Source organism: Salmonella sp. 32070601201500089SM (assembly GCF_017573605.1).
Lineage (GTDB): Bacteria > Pseudomonadota > Gammaproteobacteria > Enterobacterales > Enterobacteriaceae > Salmonella > Salmonella enterica.
Map to the genome: position 1 here is coordinate 125,016 of NZ_JAGETK010000011.1, position 22,037 is coordinate 147,052.

General features: G+C 54.4%; 20 protein-coding genes. 6 read left to right on the plus strand and 14 right to left on the minus strand.

Going from position 1 to position 22,037, the window contains the following annotated elements:
• Positions 1-6 precede the first annotated feature (6 nt).
• The gene (gene gspE, locus J4728_RS17445) at positions 7-1,392 is read left to right on the plus strand and encodes a type II secretion system protein GspE (protein ID WP_000650596.1); all 1,386 of its coding nucleotides are present in this window, start codon (positions 7-9) and stop codon (positions 1,390-1,392) included.
• A complete protein-coding gene (gene hofC, locus J4728_RS17450; RefSeq protein WP_000114099.1) occupies positions 1,382-2,584 on the plus strand; it encodes a protein transport protein HofC in 1,203 nt (400 codons plus the stop codon). The genes gspE and hofC overlap by 11 nt, the downstream gene beginning before the upstream one ends.
• 30 nt (positions 2,585-2,614) lie before the next feature.
• Here the strand turns inward: hofC and J4728_RS17455 are convergent, their stop codons facing one another.
• Positions 2,615-3,658 carry a GMP reductase gene (locus J4728_RS17455; protein ID WP_001217365.1) on the minus strand — a complete coding sequence of 348 codons (1,044 nt, stop codon included), beginning with the start codon at positions 3,656-3,658 and terminating at the stop codon, positions 2,615-2,617.
• 225 nt (positions 3,659-3,883) lie between these two features.
• Between J4728_RS17455 and coaE the strand changes: the two genes are divergently transcribed.
• The 3 genes from coaE to yacG are packed head-to-tail and all read left to right on the plus strand — an operon-like array spanning position 3,884 to position 5,448.
• The gene (coaE, locus tag J4728_RS17460) at positions 3,884-4,504 is read left to right on the plus strand and encodes a dephospho-CoA kinase (protein WP_080214026.1); all 621 of its coding nucleotides are present in this window, start codon (positions 3,884-3,886) and stop codon (positions 4,502-4,504) included.
• The gene (gene zapD, locus J4728_RS17465) at positions 4,504-5,247 is read left to right on the plus strand and encodes a cell division protein ZapD (RefSeq protein WP_000557443.1); all 744 of its coding nucleotides are present in this window, start codon (positions 4,504-4,506) and stop codon (positions 5,245-5,247) included. Before coaE ends, zapD begins: the two co-directional genes overlap by 1 nt.
• A 9-nt stretch (positions 5,248-5,256) precedes the next feature.
• The gene (yacG, locus tag J4728_RS17470) at positions 5,257-5,448 is read left to right on the plus strand and encodes a DNA gyrase inhibitor YacG (protein ID WP_001286416.1); all 192 of its coding nucleotides are present in this window, start codon (positions 5,257-5,259) and stop codon (positions 5,446-5,448) included.
• Here yacG and J4728_RS17475 read toward each other — a convergent pair.
• Positions 5,445-6,386, minus strand: a complete 942-nt coding sequence (locus J4728_RS17475) for a LysR family transcriptional regulator (protein WP_208212140.1) — start codon at positions 6,384-6,386, stop codon at positions 5,445-5,447. The genes yacG and J4728_RS17475 overlap by 4 nt on opposite strands.
• Positions 6,387-6,471: 85 nt before the next feature.
• Here J4728_RS17475 and J4728_RS17480 point away from each other — a divergent pair, with 85 nt between their 5' ends.
• Complete coding sequence (locus J4728_RS17480; protein WP_208212142.1) at positions 6,472-7,461, plus strand: aldo/keto reductase; 990 nt, start codon at positions 6,472-6,474, stop codon at positions 7,459-7,461.
• Between the two features lie 33 nt (positions 7,462-7,494).
• On the opposite strand, the gene mutT is transcribed toward J4728_RS17480, so the two are convergent.
• The 12 genes from mutT to murD form a co-directional block, all read right to left on the minus strand.
• Positions 7,495-7,890 carry an 8-oxo-dGTP diphosphatase MutT gene (gene mutT, locus J4728_RS17485; protein WP_042947606.1) on the minus strand — a complete coding sequence of 132 codons (396 nt, stop codon included), beginning with the start codon at positions 7,888-7,890 and terminating at the stop codon, positions 7,495-7,497.
• A gap of 151 nt (positions 7,891-8,041) precedes the next feature.
• The gene (secA, locus tag J4728_RS17490; RefSeq protein ID WP_000905756.1) at positions 8,042-10,747 is read right to left on the minus strand and encodes a preprotein translocase subunit SecA; all 2,706 of its coding nucleotides are present in this window, start codon (positions 10,745-10,747) and stop codon (positions 8,042-8,044) included.
• Between the two features lie 61 nt (positions 10,748-10,808).
• Positions 10,809-11,306: a secA translation cis-regulator SecM gene (secM, locus tag J4728_RS17495; protein ID WP_000014336.1), complete on the minus strand. Its 498-nt coding sequence runs from the start codon at positions 11,304-11,306 to the stop codon at positions 10,809-10,811.
• A gap of 278 nt (positions 11,307-11,584) precedes the next feature.
• The gene (gene lpxC / locus J4728_RS17500) at positions 11,585-12,502 is read right to left on the minus strand and encodes a UDP-3-O-acyl-N-acetylglucosamine deacetylase (protein ID WP_208212143.1); all 918 of its coding nucleotides are present in this window, start codon (positions 12,500-12,502) and stop codon (positions 11,585-11,587) included.
• Positions 12,503-12,602: 100 nt separating this feature from the next.
• On the minus strand, positions 12,603-13,754 hold the full coding sequence (gene ftsZ / locus J4728_RS17505) for a cell division protein FtsZ (protein ID WP_000462785.1): 1,152 nt from the start codon (positions 13,752-13,754) through the stop codon (positions 12,603-12,605).
• A 60-nt stretch (positions 13,755-13,814) separates the two neighbouring features.
• The gene (gene ftsA / locus J4728_RS17510; RefSeq protein ID WP_000588463.1) at positions 13,815-15,077 is read right to left on the minus strand and encodes a cell division protein FtsA; all 1,263 of its coding nucleotides are present in this window, start codon (positions 15,075-15,077) and stop codon (positions 13,815-13,817) included.
• On the minus strand, positions 15,074-15,904 hold the full coding sequence (ftsQ, locus tag J4728_RS17515) for a cell division protein FtsQ (RefSeq protein ID WP_000075728.1): 831 nt from the start codon (positions 15,902-15,904) through the stop codon (positions 15,074-15,076). The genes ftsA and ftsQ overlap by 4 nt, the downstream gene beginning before the upstream one ends.
• A gap of 1 nt (position 15,905) precedes the next feature.
• Positions 15,906-16,826, minus strand: a complete 921-nt coding sequence (locus J4728_RS17520; protein ID WP_000763895.1) for a D-alanine--D-alanine ligase — start codon at positions 16,824-16,826, stop codon at positions 15,906-15,908.
• Positions 16,819-18,294, minus strand: a complete 1,476-nt coding sequence (gene murC, locus J4728_RS17525) for a UDP-N-acetylmuramate--L-alanine ligase (RefSeq protein ID WP_001096070.1) — start codon at positions 18,292-18,294, stop codon at positions 16,819-16,821. Before murC ends, J4728_RS17520 begins: the two co-directional genes overlap by 8 nt.
• Positions 18,295-18,412: 118 nt before the next feature.
• Positions 18,413-19,480 carry an undecaprenyldiphospho-muramoylpentapeptide beta-N-acetylglucosaminyltransferase gene (gene murG, locus J4728_RS17530; RefSeq protein WP_000016619.1) on the minus strand — a complete coding sequence of 356 codons (1,068 nt, stop codon included), beginning with the start codon at positions 19,478-19,480 and terminating at the stop codon, positions 18,413-18,415.
• Positions 19,477-20,721 (minus strand): cell division protein FtsW, encoded by a 1,245-nt coding sequence (gene ftsW, locus J4728_RS17535; RefSeq protein WP_001239803.1) that lies wholly within the window; start codon positions 20,719-20,721, stop codon positions 19,477-19,479. Before ftsW ends, murG begins: the two co-directional genes overlap by 4 nt.
• Positions 20,721-22,037 carry a UDP-N-acetylmuramoyl-L-alanine--D-glutamate ligase gene (murD, locus tag J4728_RS17540; RefSeq protein WP_000796443.1) on the minus strand — a complete coding sequence of 439 codons (1,317 nt, stop codon included), beginning with the start codon at positions 22,035-22,037 and terminating at the stop codon, positions 20,721-20,723. The genes ftsW and murD overlap by 1 nt, the downstream gene beginning before the upstream one ends.

Here is a 22,037-nt window from a genome sequence, read left to right on the forward strand (position 1 = left end):
GACAAGATGAAAGACGCTCAGCTCAACACCTTGTGTCAACGTCATCAGGCTGTACTGATCAATAGCGCCAGCAACAGTATCACTGTTGCGGTGGTCGACGCGCCCTCTCATGCGTTACTGGACGCTCTGCATTTCGCCACGCAAAAACAGATTGATATTGTGTGCTGGACTCGCCAGCAAATGGAAAATCATCGGCATAAGCCGGATCAGGCACCCTCGGCAAACGCCGCGAAAGGCGGAGAAACCGCAGCCCAGCTTCTCAATCAGACATTACGCTCGGCGATGGCGAAACGCGCCTCTGATATCCATCTCGAACCAGGCGCCAGCCGCTACCGAATAAGACTCCGCATCGACGGCGTTCTTCATATTCTGCAGGACATCGCCAAAGAGACGGGGCTTGCACTGACGGCCAGATTGAAAGTCCTGGGAAATTTGGACATCGCTGAACATCGGCTGCCGCAGGACGGGCAATTTACCGTTGACCTGGCGGGAGACAGCATCTCTTTTCGTATCGCCACGCTTCCCTGTAAAGAAGGCGAAAAAGTCGTCTTACGGTTGTTGCATCAGGTTGAACAAACGCTGGATCTGGACACGCTGGGCATGTACGGGGCACAACTTACCGCTTTTAGACAAGCCCTACAGCAACCTCAGGGGCTGGTACTGGTGACTGGCCCCACCGGTAGCGGAAAAACGGTCACGCTATACAGCGCGCTACAAACCCGGAATACGCCGGGTATCAACCTCTGTAGCGTTGAGGATCCGATAGAAATTCCACTGGATGGGATTAACCAGACGCAGATCCATCCCCGCGCCGGGCTCACCTTTCAAAATGTGCTGCGCGCGCTTTTACGCCAGGACCCTGACATCATCATGGTAGGTGAAATTCGTGACGGCGACACCGCAGAAATCGCCATTAAGGCGGCACAAACGGGCCATCTGGTACTTTCAACGCTCCATACGAACTCCACCAGTGAAACCCTGATACGTTTGCAGCAAATGGGCGTAGCACGCTGGATGATCTCATCGGCGCTTACGCTGGTGGTAGCGCAACGCCTGGTAAGGAAGCTTTGCCCGCACTGCAAACAGCGTCTGAGCGATCCCGTGGTGCTATCACCCAATCTTTGGCCCAGCGCGCTACCGCGCTGGCAGGCAAGCGGCTGTCAGCATTGCTACCACGGCTTTTATGGCCGAACCGCGTTATTCGAAGTGTTAACCGTTACCCCGGCATTACGTCAGTTAATTGCGAGCGGCGCATCGGCGCAAGCACTGGAAGCCCACCTCCAACAGACCGGTACAGGGACGCTTTTTGAAAATGGCTGTCGCGCCGTTGAGCAAGGCATGACGTCCTTTGAAGAGATACTGCGCGTTCTGGGAATGCCCCATGAGCGTTAAACAGCTCTGGCGCTGGCAAGGCGTTAACGATAAAGGTCAACTGGAACAAGACGTTGTATGGGTGGACAATCGTCTGGCGCTGATCATCACCCTGCAACATCAGCGCATTATGCCGCTTCGCATCAAGCGCATAGGCGTTAACGCCGCACTGTGGAAAGAAGAGCAAAGCGCTGAAATTATTCATCAGTTGGCCACGCTCATTCATGCCGGGCTGACGCTTTCAGAAGGGCTGGAACTCCTTGCGAAACAGCATCCCCACCGACAATGGCAAGCGCTGTTGCGCACGCTGGCTCACGAGCTTGAACAGGGCGTCCCTTTTTCCAGCGCATTAGTCTCCTGGCCGCAGGTATTTCCGCCGCTCTACCAGACGATGATCCGCACCGGAGAACTGACCGGCAAACTGGCCGAATGCTGCTTTGAACTGGCCCGTCAGCAAAAAGCGCAACGGCAGATTACGGTTAGCGTGAAAAAGGCGCTGCGCTATCCCGCCATTATTCTGACAATGGCCGCCCTGGTCGTTTTCGCCATGCTGCACTTTGTTCTGCCGGAATTTGCCGCCATTTACCGTAGCTTCAATACCCCGCTCCCTCTTCTGACGCGCGGTATTATCGCGATAGCGCAATGGGGGGCGGCATGGGGTTGGCTCATCTTGTTCCTGACGATGCTCATTGCTATCGCTCACCGCAGGGTAAAACAAAAGCCGTCCTGGCAAGCGCAGCGGCAGCGTCTTCTGCTACGGCTTCCCGTTATGGGTCGCCTGATAAGAGGCCAGAAACTAGCGCAAATATTCACCGTACTGGCATTGACCCAAAGCGCAGGCATTCCTTTTCTTCAGGGACTGGAAAGCGCTATCGAGAGTCTCGGCTGCCCTTACTGGTCACAGCGTTTAACGCAGGTACATCAGGAGATCGCCGCGGGCAATCCGGTCTGGTTGGCGCTAAAAAATACCCAGGAATTTAGTCCGCTATGCCTGCAACTGGTCAGAACGGGCGAAGCGTCCGGCTCACTCGATATCATGCTGCATAACCTTGCCCGTCACCACAGTGAAACTACGCTGGCGCTGGCCGATAATCTGGCGTCGCTGTTGGAACCGGCGTTATTGATCATCACCGGCTTAATTATCGGTACGCTGGTGGTGGCGATGTATTTGCCGATTTTTCATCTGGGAGACGCGATGAGCGGGATGGGATAAGGCTGGCGCACATTTACGCCAGCCAGAATATTAGAGGCTATTGAAGATGCGGTTTTCTTGTTCCTGCACCCGAATAAAGGTGGTGCGTTTGGTCAACTCTTTCAGGCGAGACGCGCCGACATAAGTGCAGGCTGAGCGTAGACCGCCCAGGATATCGCGGGCAGTATTGCCCACCGGCCCACGCAGCGGCAATTTAACCGTTTTACCTTCTGCCGCGCGGTATTTCGCAACGCCGCCGACATGACGGTTCATCGCAGATTCCGAACTCATGCCGTAGAACAGCATAAATTTCTCGCCGTTCTCTTCTACCACGCTGCCGCCGCTCTCTTCGTGCCCCGCCAGCATGCCGCCCAACATAACGAAATCCGCGCCGCCGCCAAAGGCTTTTGCTACGTCGCCTGGCATGGTGCAGCCGCCATCGCTGACGATCATACCGCCCAGGCCATGCGCCGCGTCAGCACATTCGATAACCGCCGACAGTTGCGGATAACCAACGCCGGTTTTTACACGCGTCGTGCATACGGAGCCGGGACCAATTCCCACTTTCACGATATCGGCGCCGGAGAGGATAAGCTCTTCGCACATCTCGCCCGTTACCACATTGCCTGCGCAGATTGTTTTTGTCGGCCATGCTTCACGTGCTTTCGCGACGAACTGCACAAAATGTTCTGAATAGCCATTGGCCACATCAATACAGACAAAGTTCAGCGCAGGATTCAGCGCCAGAATCTGCACGGTTTTTTCGAAATCAGCATCAGAGGTCCCGGTGGAAACCATCACATGCTTCAGAACATCAGCCGAGGCCGTGTTGATAAAAGCTGCCCATTCTTCAACGGTATAATGTTTATGTACAGCAGTCAGAATATCAAACCCGGCCAATGCTTGCGCCATTTCAAACGTCCCGACGGTATCCATATTGGCCGCGATAATCGGTACGCCAGACCAGGTCTGACCTGAGTGTTTAAAGGTGAATTGACGTTCCAGTTCGACATCGGAACGGCTTTTGAGGGTAGAACGCTTAGGACGGATAAGAACGTCTTTGAAACCTAACTTCAGATCTTCTTCAATACGCATGTACGGATTCCTGGGGTTAATGGCGAAAAATCGAAACTCACAACTCCAGTGACGTTATCATACGCACTAATCATGGCCGTACAAGACTGCGAAATTCTCTTTTTTTACGTTACAATCCCATAAATTTACCTGGCGAATAGTAGGTTAATGCTCAGAGCGTATCGTCTTTGTATGCTTAAAATTTAACCTTTTGATTGTCAAACTAAAATTCCGGAAGCTGGAGATATGAGGTATACCGTAGCCTTAACCGGCGGTATTGGCAGCGGTAAAAGTACCGTCGCTGATGCCTTCGCTGACCTCGGAATAACCGTCATCGACGCGGATATTATCGCGCGCCAGATGGTTGAGCCAGGGCAGCCCGCCCTGAACGCAATAGCGGAACATTTTGGTTCTGAACTTATCGCCGCCGACGGCACGTTACGTCGCCGGGCGCTGCGTGAGCGTATTTTTTTGCATCCGGAAGAAAAAGCCTGGCTTAACGCTCTGCTTCACCCCTTAATTCAGCAGGAAACCCAACGACAGTTTCAACAGGCTACGTCGCCCTATGTGTTATGGGTTGTGCCTCTACTGGTTGAAAACAGGCTGTATCAAAAAGCCAACCGCGTACTGGTGGTTGACGTGACGCCCGAAACGCAGCTCATACGCACAATGCAGCGTGATGATGTTACGCGCGAGCATGTTGAACACATTCTCGCTGCGCAGGCGACGCGTGAAGCGCGCCTTGCCGTGGCGGACGATGTTATTGATAATAACGGCGCACCGGATGCTATCGCATCAGATGTGGCCCGCCTGCACGCCAGTTATCTTAAGCTCGCGTCGCAGTTTGTCTCACAGGAAAAACCGTAATGCACACCCAGGTCCTATTTGAACACCCTCTCAATGAGAAGATGCGTACGTGGCTGCGCATAGAGTTTTTGATCCAACAGCTCTCCATCAACCTGCCAATTGCAGACCATGCTGGCGCACTGCATTTTTTCCGTAATATCAGCGATCTACTGGATGTGTTCGAACGGGGCGAAGTCCGTACCGAACTGCTGAAAGAACTGGAGCGCCAGCAGCGTAAATTACAGGCCTGGGTTGAGGTTCCCGGCGTCGATCAAGACCGTATTGAAGCCCTGCGCCAGCAGTTAAAATCGGCGGGCAGCGTGCTGATCTCCGCCCCGAGGATTGGCCAGCAGCTACGCGAAGATCGCTTGATTGCCCTTGTGCGTCAACGCTTAAGTATTCCTGGCGGCTGTTGCAGTTTCGATTTACCCACTCTGCATATCTGGTTGCACCTACAACAGGCGCAGCGCGACGCCCAGATTGAAACCTGGCTTGCCAGCCTGAATCCCCTCACCCAGGCGCTGACGCTGGTGCTTGATCTGATCCGTAATTCAGCGCCTTTCCGTAAGCAAACCAGCCTGAACGGTTTTTATCAGGATAACGGGGACGACGCCGATTTGCTGCGTCTTATGCTGACGCTCGATTCACAACTTTATCCGCAAATTTCCGGCCATAAGAGCCGTTTTGCCATTCGCTTTATGCCGCTGGATAGTGAAAATGGTCTGGTGCCGGAGCGTCTTGATTTTGAACTGGCCTGTTGCTAAGGAGTAAAAATGTCTGACGTGACCGTCGTAAACTGTCCGACCTGCGGTAAACTGGTCGTCTGGGGGGAAATTAGCCCCTTCCGCCCATTTTGTTCTAAACGCTGTCAGTTAATTGATTTGGGCGAATGGGCCGCCGAAGAGAAACGAATCGCCAGCAGCGGCGACCAGTCTGATAGCGACGACTGGAGCGAAGAGCGCTAACAGTGATGGCTCTGTTGAGACGGCAATATCGCCTTATGACAAAAATAATCAATAAATACGCGTAGTTTTTGCGCCATATGCGCGCGGCCGGGATAATACAAATAAAACCGGTCCGCCGCAGGCAGCCACTCGTCAAGTACGGAGCACAACCGCCCATCCTGTAAGTCTTCGTGGACATCCTGTTCAAAAACGTAGGTTAGACCTGCCCCATCACGCGCGGCGGAGAGACGCAACGCTTTATCATTCACCATTAACGCGGCTTCCGGCGTAATTTCCAGCCGTTGCGCTCCATGAACAAACTCCCACCGATATAGCCCGCTCTCACGCGTAAAACGATGGCAAAGGCAGCGGTGATTGATGAGTTCCTGCGGATGCAGCGGCGTGCCAAAACGCGCAAGGTATGCAGGGGATGCTACGATCGCCGGGCGTAAAACATCACCGAGCGGAACGACATTCATATCAAGTTGTACCGCATCGCCAAAGCGAATACCGGCATCAAAGCGTTCGTTAATTAAATCCACAAAACCGTCATTCACATCGATATCCAGCCGAATATCGGGATAATCGCGCATGAAACCGGCGAGATTAGGTTGTAACAGAAGCGTAGCCGCCGTGCGCGGTACGGTCAGGCGTAATGTCCCTCCGGGTATATCGCGGCTCTGGCGGGCATGTTCCATCGCCTCATCAATATGGTTTAATGCGGGCCTGATACTGGCAAGAAAGGCATGTCCTGCTTCTGTCAAACCGACACGCCGGGTGGTTCGGTTCAACAATTTCACGCCAAGTTCATCCTCCAGTTGGCGCATATTCTGACTTAACGCCGATGTAGAAATATGTAACTGCGCCGCTGCCCGCGTGAAGCTATGGTTTTCAGCAATCATGCAAAAAGCATGCAATATGGACATCACATCATGACGCATTATTAAGCCAGCCTTCATAAACCATGCTTATTCCCCCTATTTTTCATCTTATACGCCAGGTATAGACTGCCTGCCATGCACAAAATATCCTCATGGAGGTAGTATGCAATATCGTACATTAGGCGCAAACGGACCGCGAGTGTCAGCCATCGGACTGGGATGTGTGGGCATGAGCGCATTTTACGGCGCTCATGACGACAGCACCTCAATTAAGACACTACATTATGCGTTAGATCAGGGGGTAACACTGCTCGATACCGCAGATATGTATGGCCCTTATACCAATGAAAGGTTAGTCGGAAGAGCCATCGCCGATCGTCGCGATCGGGTATTTTTAGCGACGAAATTTGGTATCGTTCTCGACCCTGCTAACCCTATGGCGCGTGGCGTCAATGGCAGACCGGAGTACGTTCGCCGTAGTTGTGAGCAAAGCCTGCAACGCCTGGGGGTCGATCATATCGATCTGTACTATCAACATCGCGTTGATCCATCAGTCCCCATAGAAGAGACTGTCGGTGCAATGGCGGACCTGGTGCGCGAGGGAAAAGTGCGTTATCTCGGGCTATCCGAAGCATCAACGCAAACGCTGGAACGCGCCCATAACGTTCACCCTATTACCGCGCTGCAAAGTGAGTATTCGCTTTGGTCCCGCGAAGCGGAAATTTCAGCACTTTCCACCTGTGAACGGTTGGGTATAGGATTCGTCGCTTACAGCCCGCTGGGACGCGGATTTCTGACCGGTACGATTAAAACGCCAGAAGATTTTGCTGCGAATGACTTCCGTCGCACAAATCCCAGGTTCATGGGTGAGAACTTCTCGCACAATTTACGTCTGGCTGAAGCAATAAAACAAATGGCACGCGAAAAAGAGTGTACCCCCGCACAATTAGCGCTGGCCTGGCTGCTGGCCCGCAACAGGCACCTCGTTCCCATTCCCGGCACCCGCCACTGCGCCAGGGTGGATGAAAACCTCGGCGCGTTATCACTGACCCTAAGCCCGCAGGAGCTGGCGGCAATTGAGGCGGTTTTTCCTCACGACGCCGCGGCCGGCCCCCGCTACTGGCCGGAAATTATGTCGACATTAAATCGCTAATAAGATCGATGGGGATCGTGTTGCGATCCCCCACTAAGGCGCAAATTGGCGTAATTTACGAATAATCGGTTCATTGGCCGGCGGAAAATCTTCCGTATTCAACGCGTTCTGCGCGATCCACCGTCCCGGCTGTCCTTCTTTCCCCCACGGTTCGCCCTCCCAGCGTTCAACCAGCCAAAACCACAGCGTAATGTGTCTATCCGGGAATTGATATTCCAGAGTGTCGAATAATGTCACCTGTGTTGGCGTAATCCCCACCTCTTCCTGTAGCTCCCGGATCAACGCCTGCTCTGGTGTTTCGTCGGCTTCAATTTTTCCGCCGGGAAATTCCAGCTTGTTCGCCATATGCGCATCAGCGGCGCGTCGGGTGATAAAAATTTCGTCGTTCGGGTTGCGGATAATCCCAACCGCGATTTGCAGTTTTTTCATCTTGTTGCATCCATAAAAAAGGCGCAGTCGCCTGCGCCTTTTTATCTGTGTTCAATGCCAGGCCGAATAAGCGTAGCGCCCTTCGGCAATAATGCCAGCACCGACCTGATGGCAACACATTATGTCTTATCAGGCCGGTAAGTTTATCGCATTAGCTCAGGCGACCGTGACACTGTTTGTATTTCTTACCGGAACCGCAAGGGCAAGGATCGTTACGTCCAATCTTACGTTCGCCGGTTTGGGCGGCCAGATCGGCAGCCACGGCGGCATCGTCATCCTGATGGCTTAGCTGCTGCATCTGCGCCAGGCGCTCCGCCTCTTCGCGACGCTGCATTTCCATCGCTTCGACCTCTTCCGGCATACGTACCTGGACTTTGCTCAGGGTACTGATCACTTCATATTTCAGCGATTCCAGCATCGCGGCGAACATAGCGAAGGATTCGCGCTTGTATTCCTGCTTCGGATCTTTTTGCGCATAGCCGCGCAGATGAATACCCTGACGCAGGTAATCCATTGCCGCCAGGTGCTCTTTCCACAGGGAATCGAGCGTTTGCAGCATCACGCCTTTTTCGAAATGACGCATCATTTCAGCGCCAACCACCTCTTCTTTACGCTGATACACCTCGATGGACTGCGCCAGGATGCGCTCACGCAGCGTCTCCTCATGCAGCTCCGGCTCTTTATCCAGCCATTCGGCAATCGGCATCTCCAGGTCGAAGTCGTTTTTCAGGCGTTCCTGCAAACCCGGGATATCCCACATCTCTTCCAGCGACTGCGGCGGAATGTAGGCGTCGATAGTCGCCTTAAAGACATCTTCGCGAATGCTGTTAATGGTGTCGCTCACGTCAGACACATCCAGCAGTTCGTTACGCTGGGTATAAATTGCACGACGCTGATCGTTCGCCACATCATCATATTCCAGCAGTTGCTTACGAATATCGAAGTTACGGCTTTCTACTTTACGCTGCGCGTTAGCGATAGCTTTCGTCACCCACGGGTGCTCAATCGCTTCGCCCGGCTTCATCCCCAGTTTACGCATCATACCGGAGACACGATCGGAGGCGAAAATACGCATCAGCGCATCTTCCATCGACAGGTAGAAACGGGAAGAACCCGGATCGCCCTGGCGACCGGAACGGCCACGCAGCTGGTTGTCGATACGGCGGGATTCATGGCGCTCGGTGCCAATGATATGCAGGCCGCCGGCAGCCAGAACCGCGTCATGGCGTACCTGCCAGTCCGCTTTAATCTGCGCAATCTGTTCTTCCGTCGGCGCTTCCAGCGCAGCGACTTCCGCCTGCCAGCTACCGCCCAGCATAATATCGGTACCACGACCCGCCATGTTGGTAGCAATAGTGACCGCCGCTGGATAACCAGCCTGCGCAACGATGCCTGCTTCGTTGGCGTGGAATTTTGCGTTCAGTACGTTATGTTTGATGCCCGCTTTGGTCAGCTCTCTGGAGACCACTTCAGATTTCTCGATAGAAATCGTCCCGACCAGCACTGGCTGACCGTTCGCGGTACGTTCTTTAATATCTTCGATAATGGCCTGGATTTTTTCCGCTTCGGTCATGTAGACCAGATCCGGCAAATCTTTACGGATCATCGGACGGTTGGTCGGAACAACGACGGTGTCCAGCTTATAGATAGAACTAAATTCGAAGGCTTCAGTATCCGCCGTACCGGTCATACCGGCCAGCTTTTCATACAGACGGAAGTAGTTCTGGAAGGTAATAGACGCCAGCGTCTGGTTTTCATTCTGAATTTCAACGCCTTCTTTCGCTTCTACCGCCTGGTGCAGACCGTCAGACCAGCGACGCCCCTGCATGGTACGACCGGTATGTTCATCAACAATGATGACTTCGCCGTCTTTCACAATGTAATCCACGTCACGGGTAAACAGCGCGTGCGCGCGCAGCGCGGCGGTGACGTGATGCATCAACATAATATTGCCAGGCGAGTAGAGCGACTCGCCTTCATCCATAATGCCTTCTTGCACCAGTAGCTCTTCGATCAGCACCAGACCGCGTTCGGTCAGGTTAACCTGGCGCGCTTTCTCATCAACGGAGAAGTGGCCTTCGCCCTGGAAAGTGTCAGAATCTTCTTTCTCCTGACGAATCAGGTGCGGAATGATTTTGTTCACTTTTTTGTACATTTCCGAGCTATCTTCCGCCGGGCCGGAAATAATCAGCGGCGTACGCGCTTCATCGATCAGGATGGAGTCGACTTCATCCACCAGCGCATAATGCAGTTTACGCTGCACGCGCTCTTCCGGGCTGAACGCCATGTTGTCGCGCAGGTAGTCAAAACCGTATTCGTTGTTAGTGCCGTAAGTGATGTCGGCAGCGTAAGCTTCACGTTTGGCGGGCGCAGGCATACCTGGCAGGTTGATACCAACGGACATACCGAGGAATTCGAATAGCGGGCGGTTGTTTTCGGCGTCACGCTGCGCCAGATAGTCGTTCACGGTTACCACATGAACGCCTTTGCCGGACAGCGCGTTCAGGTAGGCTGGCAGCGTTGCGGTCAGCGTTTTACCTTCACCAGTACGCATTTCGGCGATACAGCGATCGTTGAGCACCATACCACCCAATAGCTGAACGTCGAAGTGACGCATCCCAAAGACGCGTTTACTGGCTTCACGCACCACCGCGAACGCTTCCGGAATCAGGCTCTCTACGCTTTCGCCTTTTTCAATACGGGCGCGAAATTCGTTGGTTTTCGCTTTCAGTTCGTCATCGGAGAGTTTTTCCATCTCCGGTTCCATCGCATTAATAAGGCTGACGGCCTTACGCATACGACGCAGCGTACGATCGTTACGGCTACCGAATACTTTGGTTAATAATTTGATTAGCATAATAAAGTCTCAAATGCCCCGCGCCGCGGAGCTACAAATAAAGTAAAAGGGTCTTTTTTCGTTAGCTGAGACGTTGCGGACCGGCGCGGATACCCTGCGCCTGACTTATCCAGGCCGGGATGCTAAATGCGGTTTGTGGCGCAAAATACGCCAGGGAGAGGCGGCGAACAATCGCCGGCGGCGTGCCCTCCTGCGTGAGCATCGCGCTGAGCGTATTCAGTAAGGCGATATGATGCGCCTGTAATGGCGACGGCGCGTCGGCAACGGGCAGCGTTTGCGGCGCCATTGCAAAAGAAAGGTGGCGAATCACCGTGCGAATAGCGTGCTGATGCCAGTAATCTACGGTGAAATTGGGACGACGGTTAGAGGCTTCTAACAGCGCAAGATGGCTAAAGTTAACTTTAGACGCGGTGCTGGCGGTCGTCCTTGCAGGCGTATTGGTTTCAGCGGCGTTACTGAGCGCAGGCAAACCAAAACTCGCCGCGACCATCCCTAATAAGAGATGCGGCCAGAAGTATCGTCTGCCTAACTGTCGCCAGCGCGTCAGTATTCCACTCACGTCATTGCCACCTGATATGCCCCTCATGGGCTTACGGAATCAAAACAATTTGCGCACAAATCTTATCATTAAAGCGTACGCGCTACAGCAGTAATGACGAGAAGCTAAGGTGAAAATCGGCTAAGAAAACAGCGAACGCGCCGTGTTTCCATTTAACTCTGCCAAAATGGCTGTATTAAGGAAAGCGCAGATAAAGGATAGTAAAAAAAACGACTGGCTCACCTGGCCGGAGAGAGTGCCAGGTTAACCAGTCGAATTTTATACGACAGCGTATGTCGTTATGCCAGTACCGTCGAAGGCGCTTTGAAAGCCAACGGCAGTTCTGCGTCGTCCTGGAAGGTCACAAATTCCCAGGCTTCCTGTTTTGCCAGGACTGCCTGTAACAATTTGTTATTCAATGCGTGACCGGATTTATACGCGGTAAACGCACCAATAATATTGTGACCACACATGAACAAGTCACCGATCGCGTCGAGCATTTTGTGACGAACGAATTCATCTTCAAAACGCAGGCCGTCTTCGTTCAATACGCGATAATCGTCAACAACGATGGCACAATCGAAGCTGCCGCCCAGGCACAGGCCGCGGGACTGCAGATATTCGATATCACGCATAAAACCGAAGGTACGCGCACGGCTGATCTGGCGCATGAACGCATCCGCAGAGAAGTTCATCGCGTAGCGCTGGCTGCTGGAATCGATCGCCGGATGGTTAAAGTCGATGGTGAAATCCAACGTAAAACCATTGTACGGTCTGAATTCAGCCCATTTATCGCCATCTTCAACCCGAACAGTCTCTTTGATGCGTACGAATTTTTTGGCGCAGTTCAGTTCATCAATACCGGCATCAAGCAGCAGATAGACAAACGGAGCGGCACTGCCATCCATGATCGGGATTTCCGAGGCATTAACCTCAATAACGATGTTATCGATACCTAAGCCCGCCAGAGCAGCGTTCAGGTGCTCAACGGTTGAAATCCGTACATCATGCTCATTCACCAGACACGTACAGAGCATGGTATCACGCACAGATTTGGCATCGGCCGGGAAATCTACCGGTGGATTCAAGTCGGTGCGACGATAGATGACCCCGGTATTGGCCGGCGCAGGGCGTAATGTCAGGGTGACTTTTTTGCCGGTGTGTAAACCGACGCCAGTCGCCTGAACGATACGTTTAAGTGTCCTTTGTTTGATCATCGTATAATCTCGCCAAATTACCTATCCAACCGAAGTGTACTATACATTCGGCGGGCCAGTTTAGCACAAAGAGCCCAGAATCCCAAATTCCAGCTAATTCTTAATCAGCTTGCTTACGCAGGAATGCGGGGATATCCAGATAATCCGGCTCTTTCGCCGCCTGTGGTGTATTGTCGTTAACCACTTTCGCGACCGTTTTTTGCTCCTGCGTCAGCGGCGCCATACCGTGCTGCTGATAACGATCCAACACCGGCTGCTGCACCTGTTTATTGGTGACCAGAGTGATTTCAGGACGCTTGTCCATACCAATTCCAGTGGCAACAACGGTCACGCGCAGTTCGTCGTTCATATCCGGGTCCAGAGAGGTACCGATAACCACGGTGGCGTTATCCGATGCAAAGGCACGGATGGTGTTACCGACGGTTTCGAACTCATCCAGACGCAGGTCGAAGCCCGCCGTAATGTTGACCAACACGCCGCGCGCGCCGGACAGGTCGATATCTTCCAGCAGCGGAGAAGAAATAGCCATTTCAGCCGCTTCTTCCGCACGGTCTTCACCGCTCGCCACGCCGGAGCCCATCATTGCGTAGCCCATTTCAGACATCACGGTACGCACGTCAGCAAAGTCAACGTTCATCAGGCCCGGGCGGGTGATCAGCTCTGCGATACCCTGAACCGCGCCTTTCAGCACGTCGTTAGCCGCGCCGAACGCGTCGAGCAGGGAGATGCCACGGCCCAGCACTTTCAGCAGCTTGTCGTTCGGGATGGTGATCAACGAGTCCACATGCTTGGACAGCTCGGTGATACCCTGCTCCGCAAATGCCATGCGCTTTTTGCCTTCAAAATTGAAAGGCTTAGTCACCACGGCAACGGTCAGAATACCTAAATCTTTTGCCACTTCAGCAACCACTGGCGCCGCGCCGGTTCCGGTACCGCCGCCCATGCCTGCCGCGATAAATACCATGTCTGCGCCTTCAAGCGCCGCACGCAGCGCTTCACGGTCTTCGTCCGCCGCGTTACGACCGACTTCCGGGTTAGCGCCGGCGCCCAGACCTTTGGTAATGCCGCTACCAATTTGAATGGTCTGGCCAACCGCCGTCTTACGCAACGCCTGCGCGTCGGTATTCACCGCGAAGAATTCAACACCTTCGATGCGCTCGCGCACCATGTGTTCAACAGCGTTACCGCCGCCACCACCGACGCCGATGACTTTAATCACCGCGTCGTTGGTTAGTTCCATAGGTTCAAACATAATCTCTCTCCGTCATGTGCCTGTCGCCTGAGGCCGTAATATCTGGCGGCCTCATAAAAATTAAAACTCTTTTCGCAGCCAGCTATTAAGTCGCTTGATCCACGAGCCAACTGATGCCGTAACACGTTTTTCCACTTCTGCTTCACCGTTTAAGTGGGACTCTTTCCCGTAGTGAAGCAATCCCACCGCCGTTGAGTAATACGGCTCCTGGGCATAATCCGTCAGACCGGTGATATTCAGCGGCGCGCCGATACGCACCTGCGTATGAAACACGCGCTGAGCGCAAGCAGCAAGCCCTTCGATTTGCGCCGCGCCGCCGGTTAACACAATCCCCGCCGCCAGGTGATGTTTTACCCCTTGTTGGCGAAGCTGTTCCTGTAATTGCAATATCTCTTCGTTGACCAGATTGAGCAGCTCGGTGTAACGCGGCTCAATCACTTCCGCCAGCGTCTGACGTTGCAGGCTGCGCGGCGGACGCCCGCCTACGCTCGGTACTTCAACGCTCTCGTCTTTACCGACAATGGAACCCAGCGCGCAACCGTGGCGAACTTTAATGGCTTCAGCATCGCTCGGCGGCGTACCAAAGGCATAAGCGATATCGCTGGTCACCACGTTCCCCGCGTAAGGGATCACTTTGGTATGACGCAGCGCGCCGCCAGTATAAACGGCGATATCCATTGTACCACCGCCGATATCCACGACACAGACGCCCAGTTCACGTTCATCTTCCGTTAACACGGAATAACTGGCCGCCAGTCCGGCAAATATCAGTTGGTCAACTTTCAGACCACAACGTTCAACAGCTTTGACAATGTTTTTTGCCATATCGTTGTGGCAGGTAATCAAATGTACTTTCGCCTGCATACGCACGCCGGAAAGACCGACCGGATTTTTAATGCCTTCCTGGTAGTCAATGGCGTACTCCTGAGGAATCACATGCAGCACGCGATGTTCATCGCGCACGCGCACTGACTTCGCAGTATGCACGACGTTTTCCACATCTTCCTGCGTCACTTCCTCTTCGGAAATGGGCACCATACCAATTTCATTCTGACAGCTAATATGTTTGCCGGAAAGCGCCAGATATACCGAGGAGATCTGGCAATCAGCCATCAATTCCGCCTGGTCAATGGCGCGCTGAACGCATTTCACCACTGACTCAAGGTCATTCACCCCGCCTTTATCCATACCCCGCGATGGGCAACTGCCCACGCCAATGATATTGACCATACCGTCGGGCAGAACTTCCCCTACTAAAGCGGCAACCTTCGCGGTGCCAATCTCCAGTCCTACTACCAGTTTTCTGTCCGTCGCCTTGATCATTGTTGTTCTGCCTGTGCCTGATTCTGTTGCTGATTAGATTCCTCAGGGGGGAGCGGCGCCCAGCCAACTGCCGCACCTGAGTCATAACGCAAATCAACGTAGCTAATCCGTTTGCCATCGGTTTGCGCCTGCTGCTGTAAAACCGGATAGAGTTCTACAAAGCGAGCCAACCTTTTCATCGTATCGCCCCTGCCGAGATTGAGCTTAATGCCGTTATTAAGCGTCAATTGCCAGGAGCGACGTGCGGTCATCGCCGCTTCCTTCAGAGTGAATTTATCCTTAGCCAGCACCTGCCCCATCTCGCGGTATCCCTGCAACACTTCACTCGCGCTGCCTTCCGGGCCGTACAACATGGGTAAAACCTGTTTGCCGATGCGGTCTGACGGCACGCTGAAGGTGTTCCCTTCAGCATCGACCATATGTTGATCATTCCAACGCGCAATCGGCACATATTCAACCAGATGAATCTTCAATTCATCAGGCCACTGTTTTCTGACGCTGGCCTGTTTAATCCACGGCAAACGCTCAATCTGGCTCTGGATAATGTTCACATCCTGCGTCATGAAGGTTCCCGGCGCGCCCAGAGCCAGTATCGCCTGACGGATATCATCGTTACGCGTGTAGTGACGCTCGCCGGTTAATACCAGCTTTGATAACGGTAAACGCTGCGCATCTTCCATCCACCCTAACACGACCCACCCGCTAACAAACACGGTGCACAGTACCGTCAGCAGGAATAAAATTCCTGCAAGACGCGTTCCATTATTGCGGCGTGAAGAAGGCGTCTCTTCATCACTGTTTCGCGTGTTCAGCGCAGCCTGCGACATATCAGTCCGCCAACTCCAGAATTCGTACCACTAACTGCGAGAAGCTCATTCCCGCCTGACGCGCCGCCATCGGCACCAGACTATGGCTGGTCATCCCCGGAGAAGTATTGGCTTCCAGCAGATAAAACTGACCATCGCTGTCCAGCATGACGTCAATACGCCCCCATCCCGTGCAGCCTAAAGCTTTCCATGCCTGCAGGACGAGAGACTGTAGCGCGGCTTCCTGGGACGCTTCTAAACCGGCAGGGCAGAAATACTGAGTCTCATCAGAGAGATACTTCGCCTCATAATCATAGAAGGTTCCTGCCGGTTGGATACGAATTGACGGTAAAATTTCTTCGCCAACTATCGCCACCGTAAATTCCGGACCGCACAGCCATTTCTCAATCAGTATTTCGTCATCATGCTGAAAAGCCAATGATAACGCACCCTGTAAAGCATTTTCTTCTACTACTTTCGTCATACCGACGCTGGAGCCTTCACGGCTGGGTTTGACGATCAGCGGTAAACCCAGCGCCGAAATTCGCGCTTTTTGTTCTTCGCTAAGGCCTTTTTCAAACTCAGCGCGCGTCAATGCGACCCACGGCGCAACCGGTAAGCCCGCGCCCTGCCACAGCAATTTACTGCGCAGTTTATCCATGGAAAGCGCCGAGGCCATCACGCCGCTGCCGGTATAAGGCAGGCCGAGCAGCTCAAGCATTCCCTGTAAGGTGCCATCTTCACCGCCGCGGCCATGCAACGCAATAAAGACCTTCTGAAAGCCCATTGCTTTAAGCTGCGCGACATCGACCTCTTGCGGATCGACGGGATGCGCATCAATACCGCCTTCACGTAACCCGGCCAACACTGCCGCGCCGGAATTTAACGAAACGTCCCGCTCCGCAGAGGTTCCGCCCAACAGGACCGCGATTTTATCAGCCATGTTGCTCTTCCTCCTGGATTTGCGGCTTCAGCTTGATTTCAGATAAGTAACGCGCAATTTTGCCAACATTTCCTGCGCCTTGCACTAATATCAAGTCGTTACCCGTCAGCACCGGCGCTAACATTGTCGCAACCTGAGCCGGATCGGAAACCAGAATCGGGTCAATTTTTCCCCGATTACGAATCGTACGACATAAAGAACGGCTATCCGCGCCCGGAATCGGCGCTTCACCCGCCGGGTAAACGTCCAGCATCAGCAGCGCATCGACCTGGGTCAGCACATTGGCGAAATCGTCATACAGATCGCGCGTGCGCGTGTAACGGTGCGGCTGAAACAGCATCACCAGGTTTTTATCCGGCCACCCTGCTCGCGCAGCTTTAATGGTGGCGTCTACTTCAGTCGGATGATGGCCATAATCATCCACCAGCATCGCCGTCCCGGCTTTACCATTCACCGGCTCAAGCGGGAACTCGCCGAGGAAGTCAAAACGACGCCCGGTCCCCTGGAAGCTTTCCAGCGCGCGCAGGATAGCGTCATCGGCGATGCCTTCTTCGGTCGCTACCGCCACTGCCGCAGCGGCATTCAGGGCATTGTGGCGACCCGGCGCATTCAACGTGACATGCAGATCCGGCATTCCCTGGCGCAACAGCGTAAAGTGCCCCTGCGGCCCTATCTGCTGATAATCTTCTACGCGGACGTCAGCATCCTCGCTAAAGCCATACGTCGTGGTCTGACGCCCCACCCGCGGCAGCAGCTCGCGGATGACCGGATCGTCGACGCACATTACCGCGCGACCGTAGAACGGCAGGTTATGCAGGAAGTTAATAAACGTCTGCTTTAAATTTTCAAAGTCGCCATGATAGGTATCCATATGGTCGGCTTCGATGTTGGTGACGATCGCAACCATCGGCTGCAAATGCAGGAAGGATGCGTCGCTCTCATCTGCCTCGGCAATCAGGTAACGACTATGGCCCAGACGCGCATGAACGCCTGCGGCTTTCACCAATCCGCCATTCACGAAAGTCGGGTCCAGCCCCGCTTCGGCATAAATACTGGACACCATCGCGGTCGTTGTGGTTTTTCCGTGCGTCCCGGCAATGGCGATGCCGTGGCGAAAACGCATCAGTTCCGCCAGCATTTCCGCACGGCGAATAACCGGAATACGCGCTTCATGCGCCGCGACAATTTCCGGGTTATCCGCGGAAATTGCGCTGGAAACGACGACCACGCTGGCATCACGCACATTTTCCGGACGATGATTAAAGAAAATCGTCGCCCCCAGGCTCGTCAACTGCTGGGTCACCGGATTCGGCGCTAAATCGGAACCACTGATCTGATACCCTTCATTGGCCAGAACTTCGGCAATACCGCCCATACCAGCACCACCGATGCCGACAAAGTGAATGTGCCGAACGCGACGCATTTCGGGCACGATGGAACGCAGTTTTGCCAGTTGTTGTGTATTCATTCTTTACGCCATTAACTCCAATACCCGCCATACTTCAAATTGCAGATGCGTTGGCTTGCCTGCAACCCAAATTATTGAGGGTAGAAAAACCCTGCGATGCAAAAGGCACCGCCACAAATTATGTCCGGGCAACCCGGCTGACTTCACTGGCGACGCGTTCGGTAGCATCCGGAATGGATACCGCGCGGGCACGCTCCGCCATGGTTAACAACGCCTCGCGCGACCACCCCGCCAGGGTGTCGGCGACAGCCTCTACAGTAAACTGCGGCTGCTCAAAAATCTTAGCTGCGCCGGCGTTTTCTAACGGCAGCGCATTCCAGTACTGCTGCCTGTCTTTATGCTGAAACGGCACGAATATCGCCGGTAATCCGGCGGCAGCGATCTCGCTCACCGTTAAAGCGCCGGAACGGCACACCACCACATCCGCCCACGCATAGGCGGCGGCCATGTCATCGATAAATTCCGTTACCTTATGTTGCGGTTGTCCCGCCCCGGCATACGCCTGCTCTACCGTGTGCTGCGCGCCTTTTCCGCTTTGATGCCAGATTGTAACCGTATCGCCCAGTCTGGCGGCAACCTGCGGCATCGTCTGGTTCAGGACTCGCGCCCCCTGAGAACCGCCGACCACCAACACGCGAATCGGGCCGTCACGACCGGCCAGACGCACCTGCGGCAACGGCAACGCCAGTACGTCGGTACGCACCGGGTTACCCACCACTTCCGCGTTCGGAAACGCACCGGGAAACGCCTGCATCACCGTGGTCGCGATTCTGGCCAGCCACTGATTGGTTAGCCCGGCGATACCGTTTTGCTCATGCAAAACGACCGGAATACCCAATGACCAGGCGGCAAGACCGCCGGGGCCGGAAACATAACCGCCCATTCCCAGCACGACATCCGGCTTAAACCGCTTCATGATCGCCCGCGCCTGCCGCCAGGCGTTAAAAATCCGCAGCGGCGCCGCCAGAAGCGCTTTTACGCCTTTACCGCGCAGACCGGAGATCCGAATAAAGTCAATGTCGATGCCATGCTTCGGCACTAAATCCGCTTCCATACGATCGGCGGTACCCAGCCAGCGAACCTGCCAGCCCTGGGCCATTAAATGATGCGCAACGGCCAGTCCGGGGAACACGTGCCCGCCGGTACCGCCCGCCATCACCATTAACCGCTTCGGTTGACCACTCATCGAGAACCTCGTGTAAACGCCTGCGCTTTTTCCAGACGCGTTTCATAATCAATACGTAATAAAAACATAATGGCCGTCGACATAATCAACAGACTCGACCCGCCATAACTGATCAGCGGCAGCGTAAGACCTTTGGTCGGCAGCATCCCCGCGGCCGCGCCAACGTTTACCAGCGCCTGAAAACTAAACCAGATACCGATAGAACACGCTAAAAATCCGGAAAAGCGGTGGTCAATCTCCAATGCCTTACGGCCAATCGACATCGCGCGAAAAGCGACGAAGAATACCATTAAAAGCGCCAATACCACACCGATATAACCCAGTTCTTCCCCAATAATGGCGAAGATGAAATCGGTGTGCGCCTCCGGCAAATACTCCAGTTTCTGCACCGAATTCCCCAGCCCTTGCCCCCATATCTCACCGCGACCAAAAGCCATCAGCGACTGCGTCAGCTGATAACCGCTGCCGAACGGATCTTCCCAGGGGTTCCAGAACGAGGTAACACGGCGAATACGATACGGTTCGGCGAGGATTAACAGAATCACCGCCGAGATGCCCATCCCGATAATGGCGATGAACTGCCATAATTTCGCCCCGGCGAGAAACAGCATCGCCAGCGTGGTGACAAACAGTACGACCACTGTCCCGAGGTCAGGCTGCGCCAGCAGTAACACCGCCAGCACCAGAATCACGCCCATTGGTTTTAAAAAGCCGCGCAGGTTATTTCGCACTTCATCAACCTTACGCACCAGATAGTTCGCGAGGTAGCAGAACAGCGACAGCTTGGTAAACTCCGCAGGCTGAATACGCAGCGGCCCCAGCGCAATCCAGCGCGACGCCCCGTTGACCGAGCTCCCGACGACCAGCACGATAAGCAGCATAATGATCGACGCAATCAGCATCGTCGTGCTGTATTTTTGCCAGAAGGTCATGGGCAAACGTAGCGTGACCATCGCCAGACAAAATGCCAGGAAGATATAGAGCGCATCACGTTTGGCAAACAAAAACGGATCGTTCGCCAGGCGCTGCCCGACTGGCATGGAGGCCGACGTCACCATGACAAAACCAATCGCCGCCAGCCCGAAGGTCAGCCATAGCAGCGTGCGGTCATACATGATCAGACTGTCGGCGTCTTTATCGCGCGAAGCCATCACCCAGCCTTTAAGCGCCGCAAACAGCCAGGCCAGGAGGCCAAAGCCTGGTACGCGCGGCATTCTCAGACGGGGGAGAGATAAACGCATCAACCTAACTCCTTCGCCAGACGGGTAAAGACATCGCCCCGTTGCTCAAAATTTTTAAACTGATCGAGGCTGGCGCAGGCGGGCGACAGCAGCACCATATCACCCGGCTGAACGCGCGGCGCCAGCAAACGCATCGCCTCTTCCATCGTCTCAGTCTGTTGGGCGATTTCCGGACGCAGAGCGGCAAGCTGCGCGCCATCGCGCCCAAAGCAATACAGGCGGATACGATCGCCGGTCAGATAGCGCGCCAGCGGAGAAAAGTCTGCCGACTTACCGTCACCGCCCAGCAGCAGATGCAGCGTACCGTCCACATGCAAACCGTTTAGCGCCGCTTCGGTACTGCCGACGTTGGTCGCTTTCGAGTCGTTGATCCAACGTACGCCGTTATGCTCCAACGCCAGCTGGAAGCGATGCGCCAGACCGGTAAATGTCGTCAACGCCTTCAAACTGCTGGCGCGCGGCAGACCTACGGCATCCGCCAGCGCCAGCGCCGCTAACGCATTGGTATAGTTATGCTGCCCGGAAAGCTTCATCTCTTTCACGTTCAGCACCTTCTCGCCTTTGACTCGCAGCCAGGTTTCGCCCTGCTGACGATTAAGGTGATAATCCCCCATATTGACGCCAAAGCTGACGCAGCGCTCATCGGCCCCGCGTACCGGCATCGTCAACGCGTCATCGGCATTCACTACGCACACTTTCGCCTTCTCGTAGACGCGCAGTTTCGCCGCCCGGTACTGTTGCAAACCAAACGGATACCGGTCCATATGATCTTCAGTGACGTTGAGCACCGTTGCCGCCGCCGCTTGCAAACTTGACGTGGTTTCCAGTTGGAAACTGGATAATTCCAGCACGTACAATTCGCGATCGGCATCCAGCAGCATCAGCGCCGGAAGACCGATATTGCCGCCAACGCCGACATTGACGCCCGCCGCTTTCGCCATCTCGCCCACTAAGGTGGTCACGGTGCTTTTGCCGTTCGAGCCGGTGATGGCTACAATCGGCGCTTGCGCTTCGCGGCAAAACAGTTCGATATCGCCGACAATTTCTACTCCAGCGCTGGCGGCAGCGCTCAGCGAAGGGTGCGCCAGAGCAATACCAGGGCTGGCGACGATTAAATCCGCCGCTAAGAGCCACTCGTCGTTCAGGCCGCCAACGTGACGCTCAACCTCTTGCGGCAGCTTATCCAGACCCGGCGGCGTCACGCGAGTATCCATCACCCGCGGCGTCACGCCGCGAGCGAGAAAAAAGTCCACGCAAGAGAGTCCGGTTAAGCCCAGACCAATAATGACGACGTTTTTGTCCTGGTAATCAGCCAT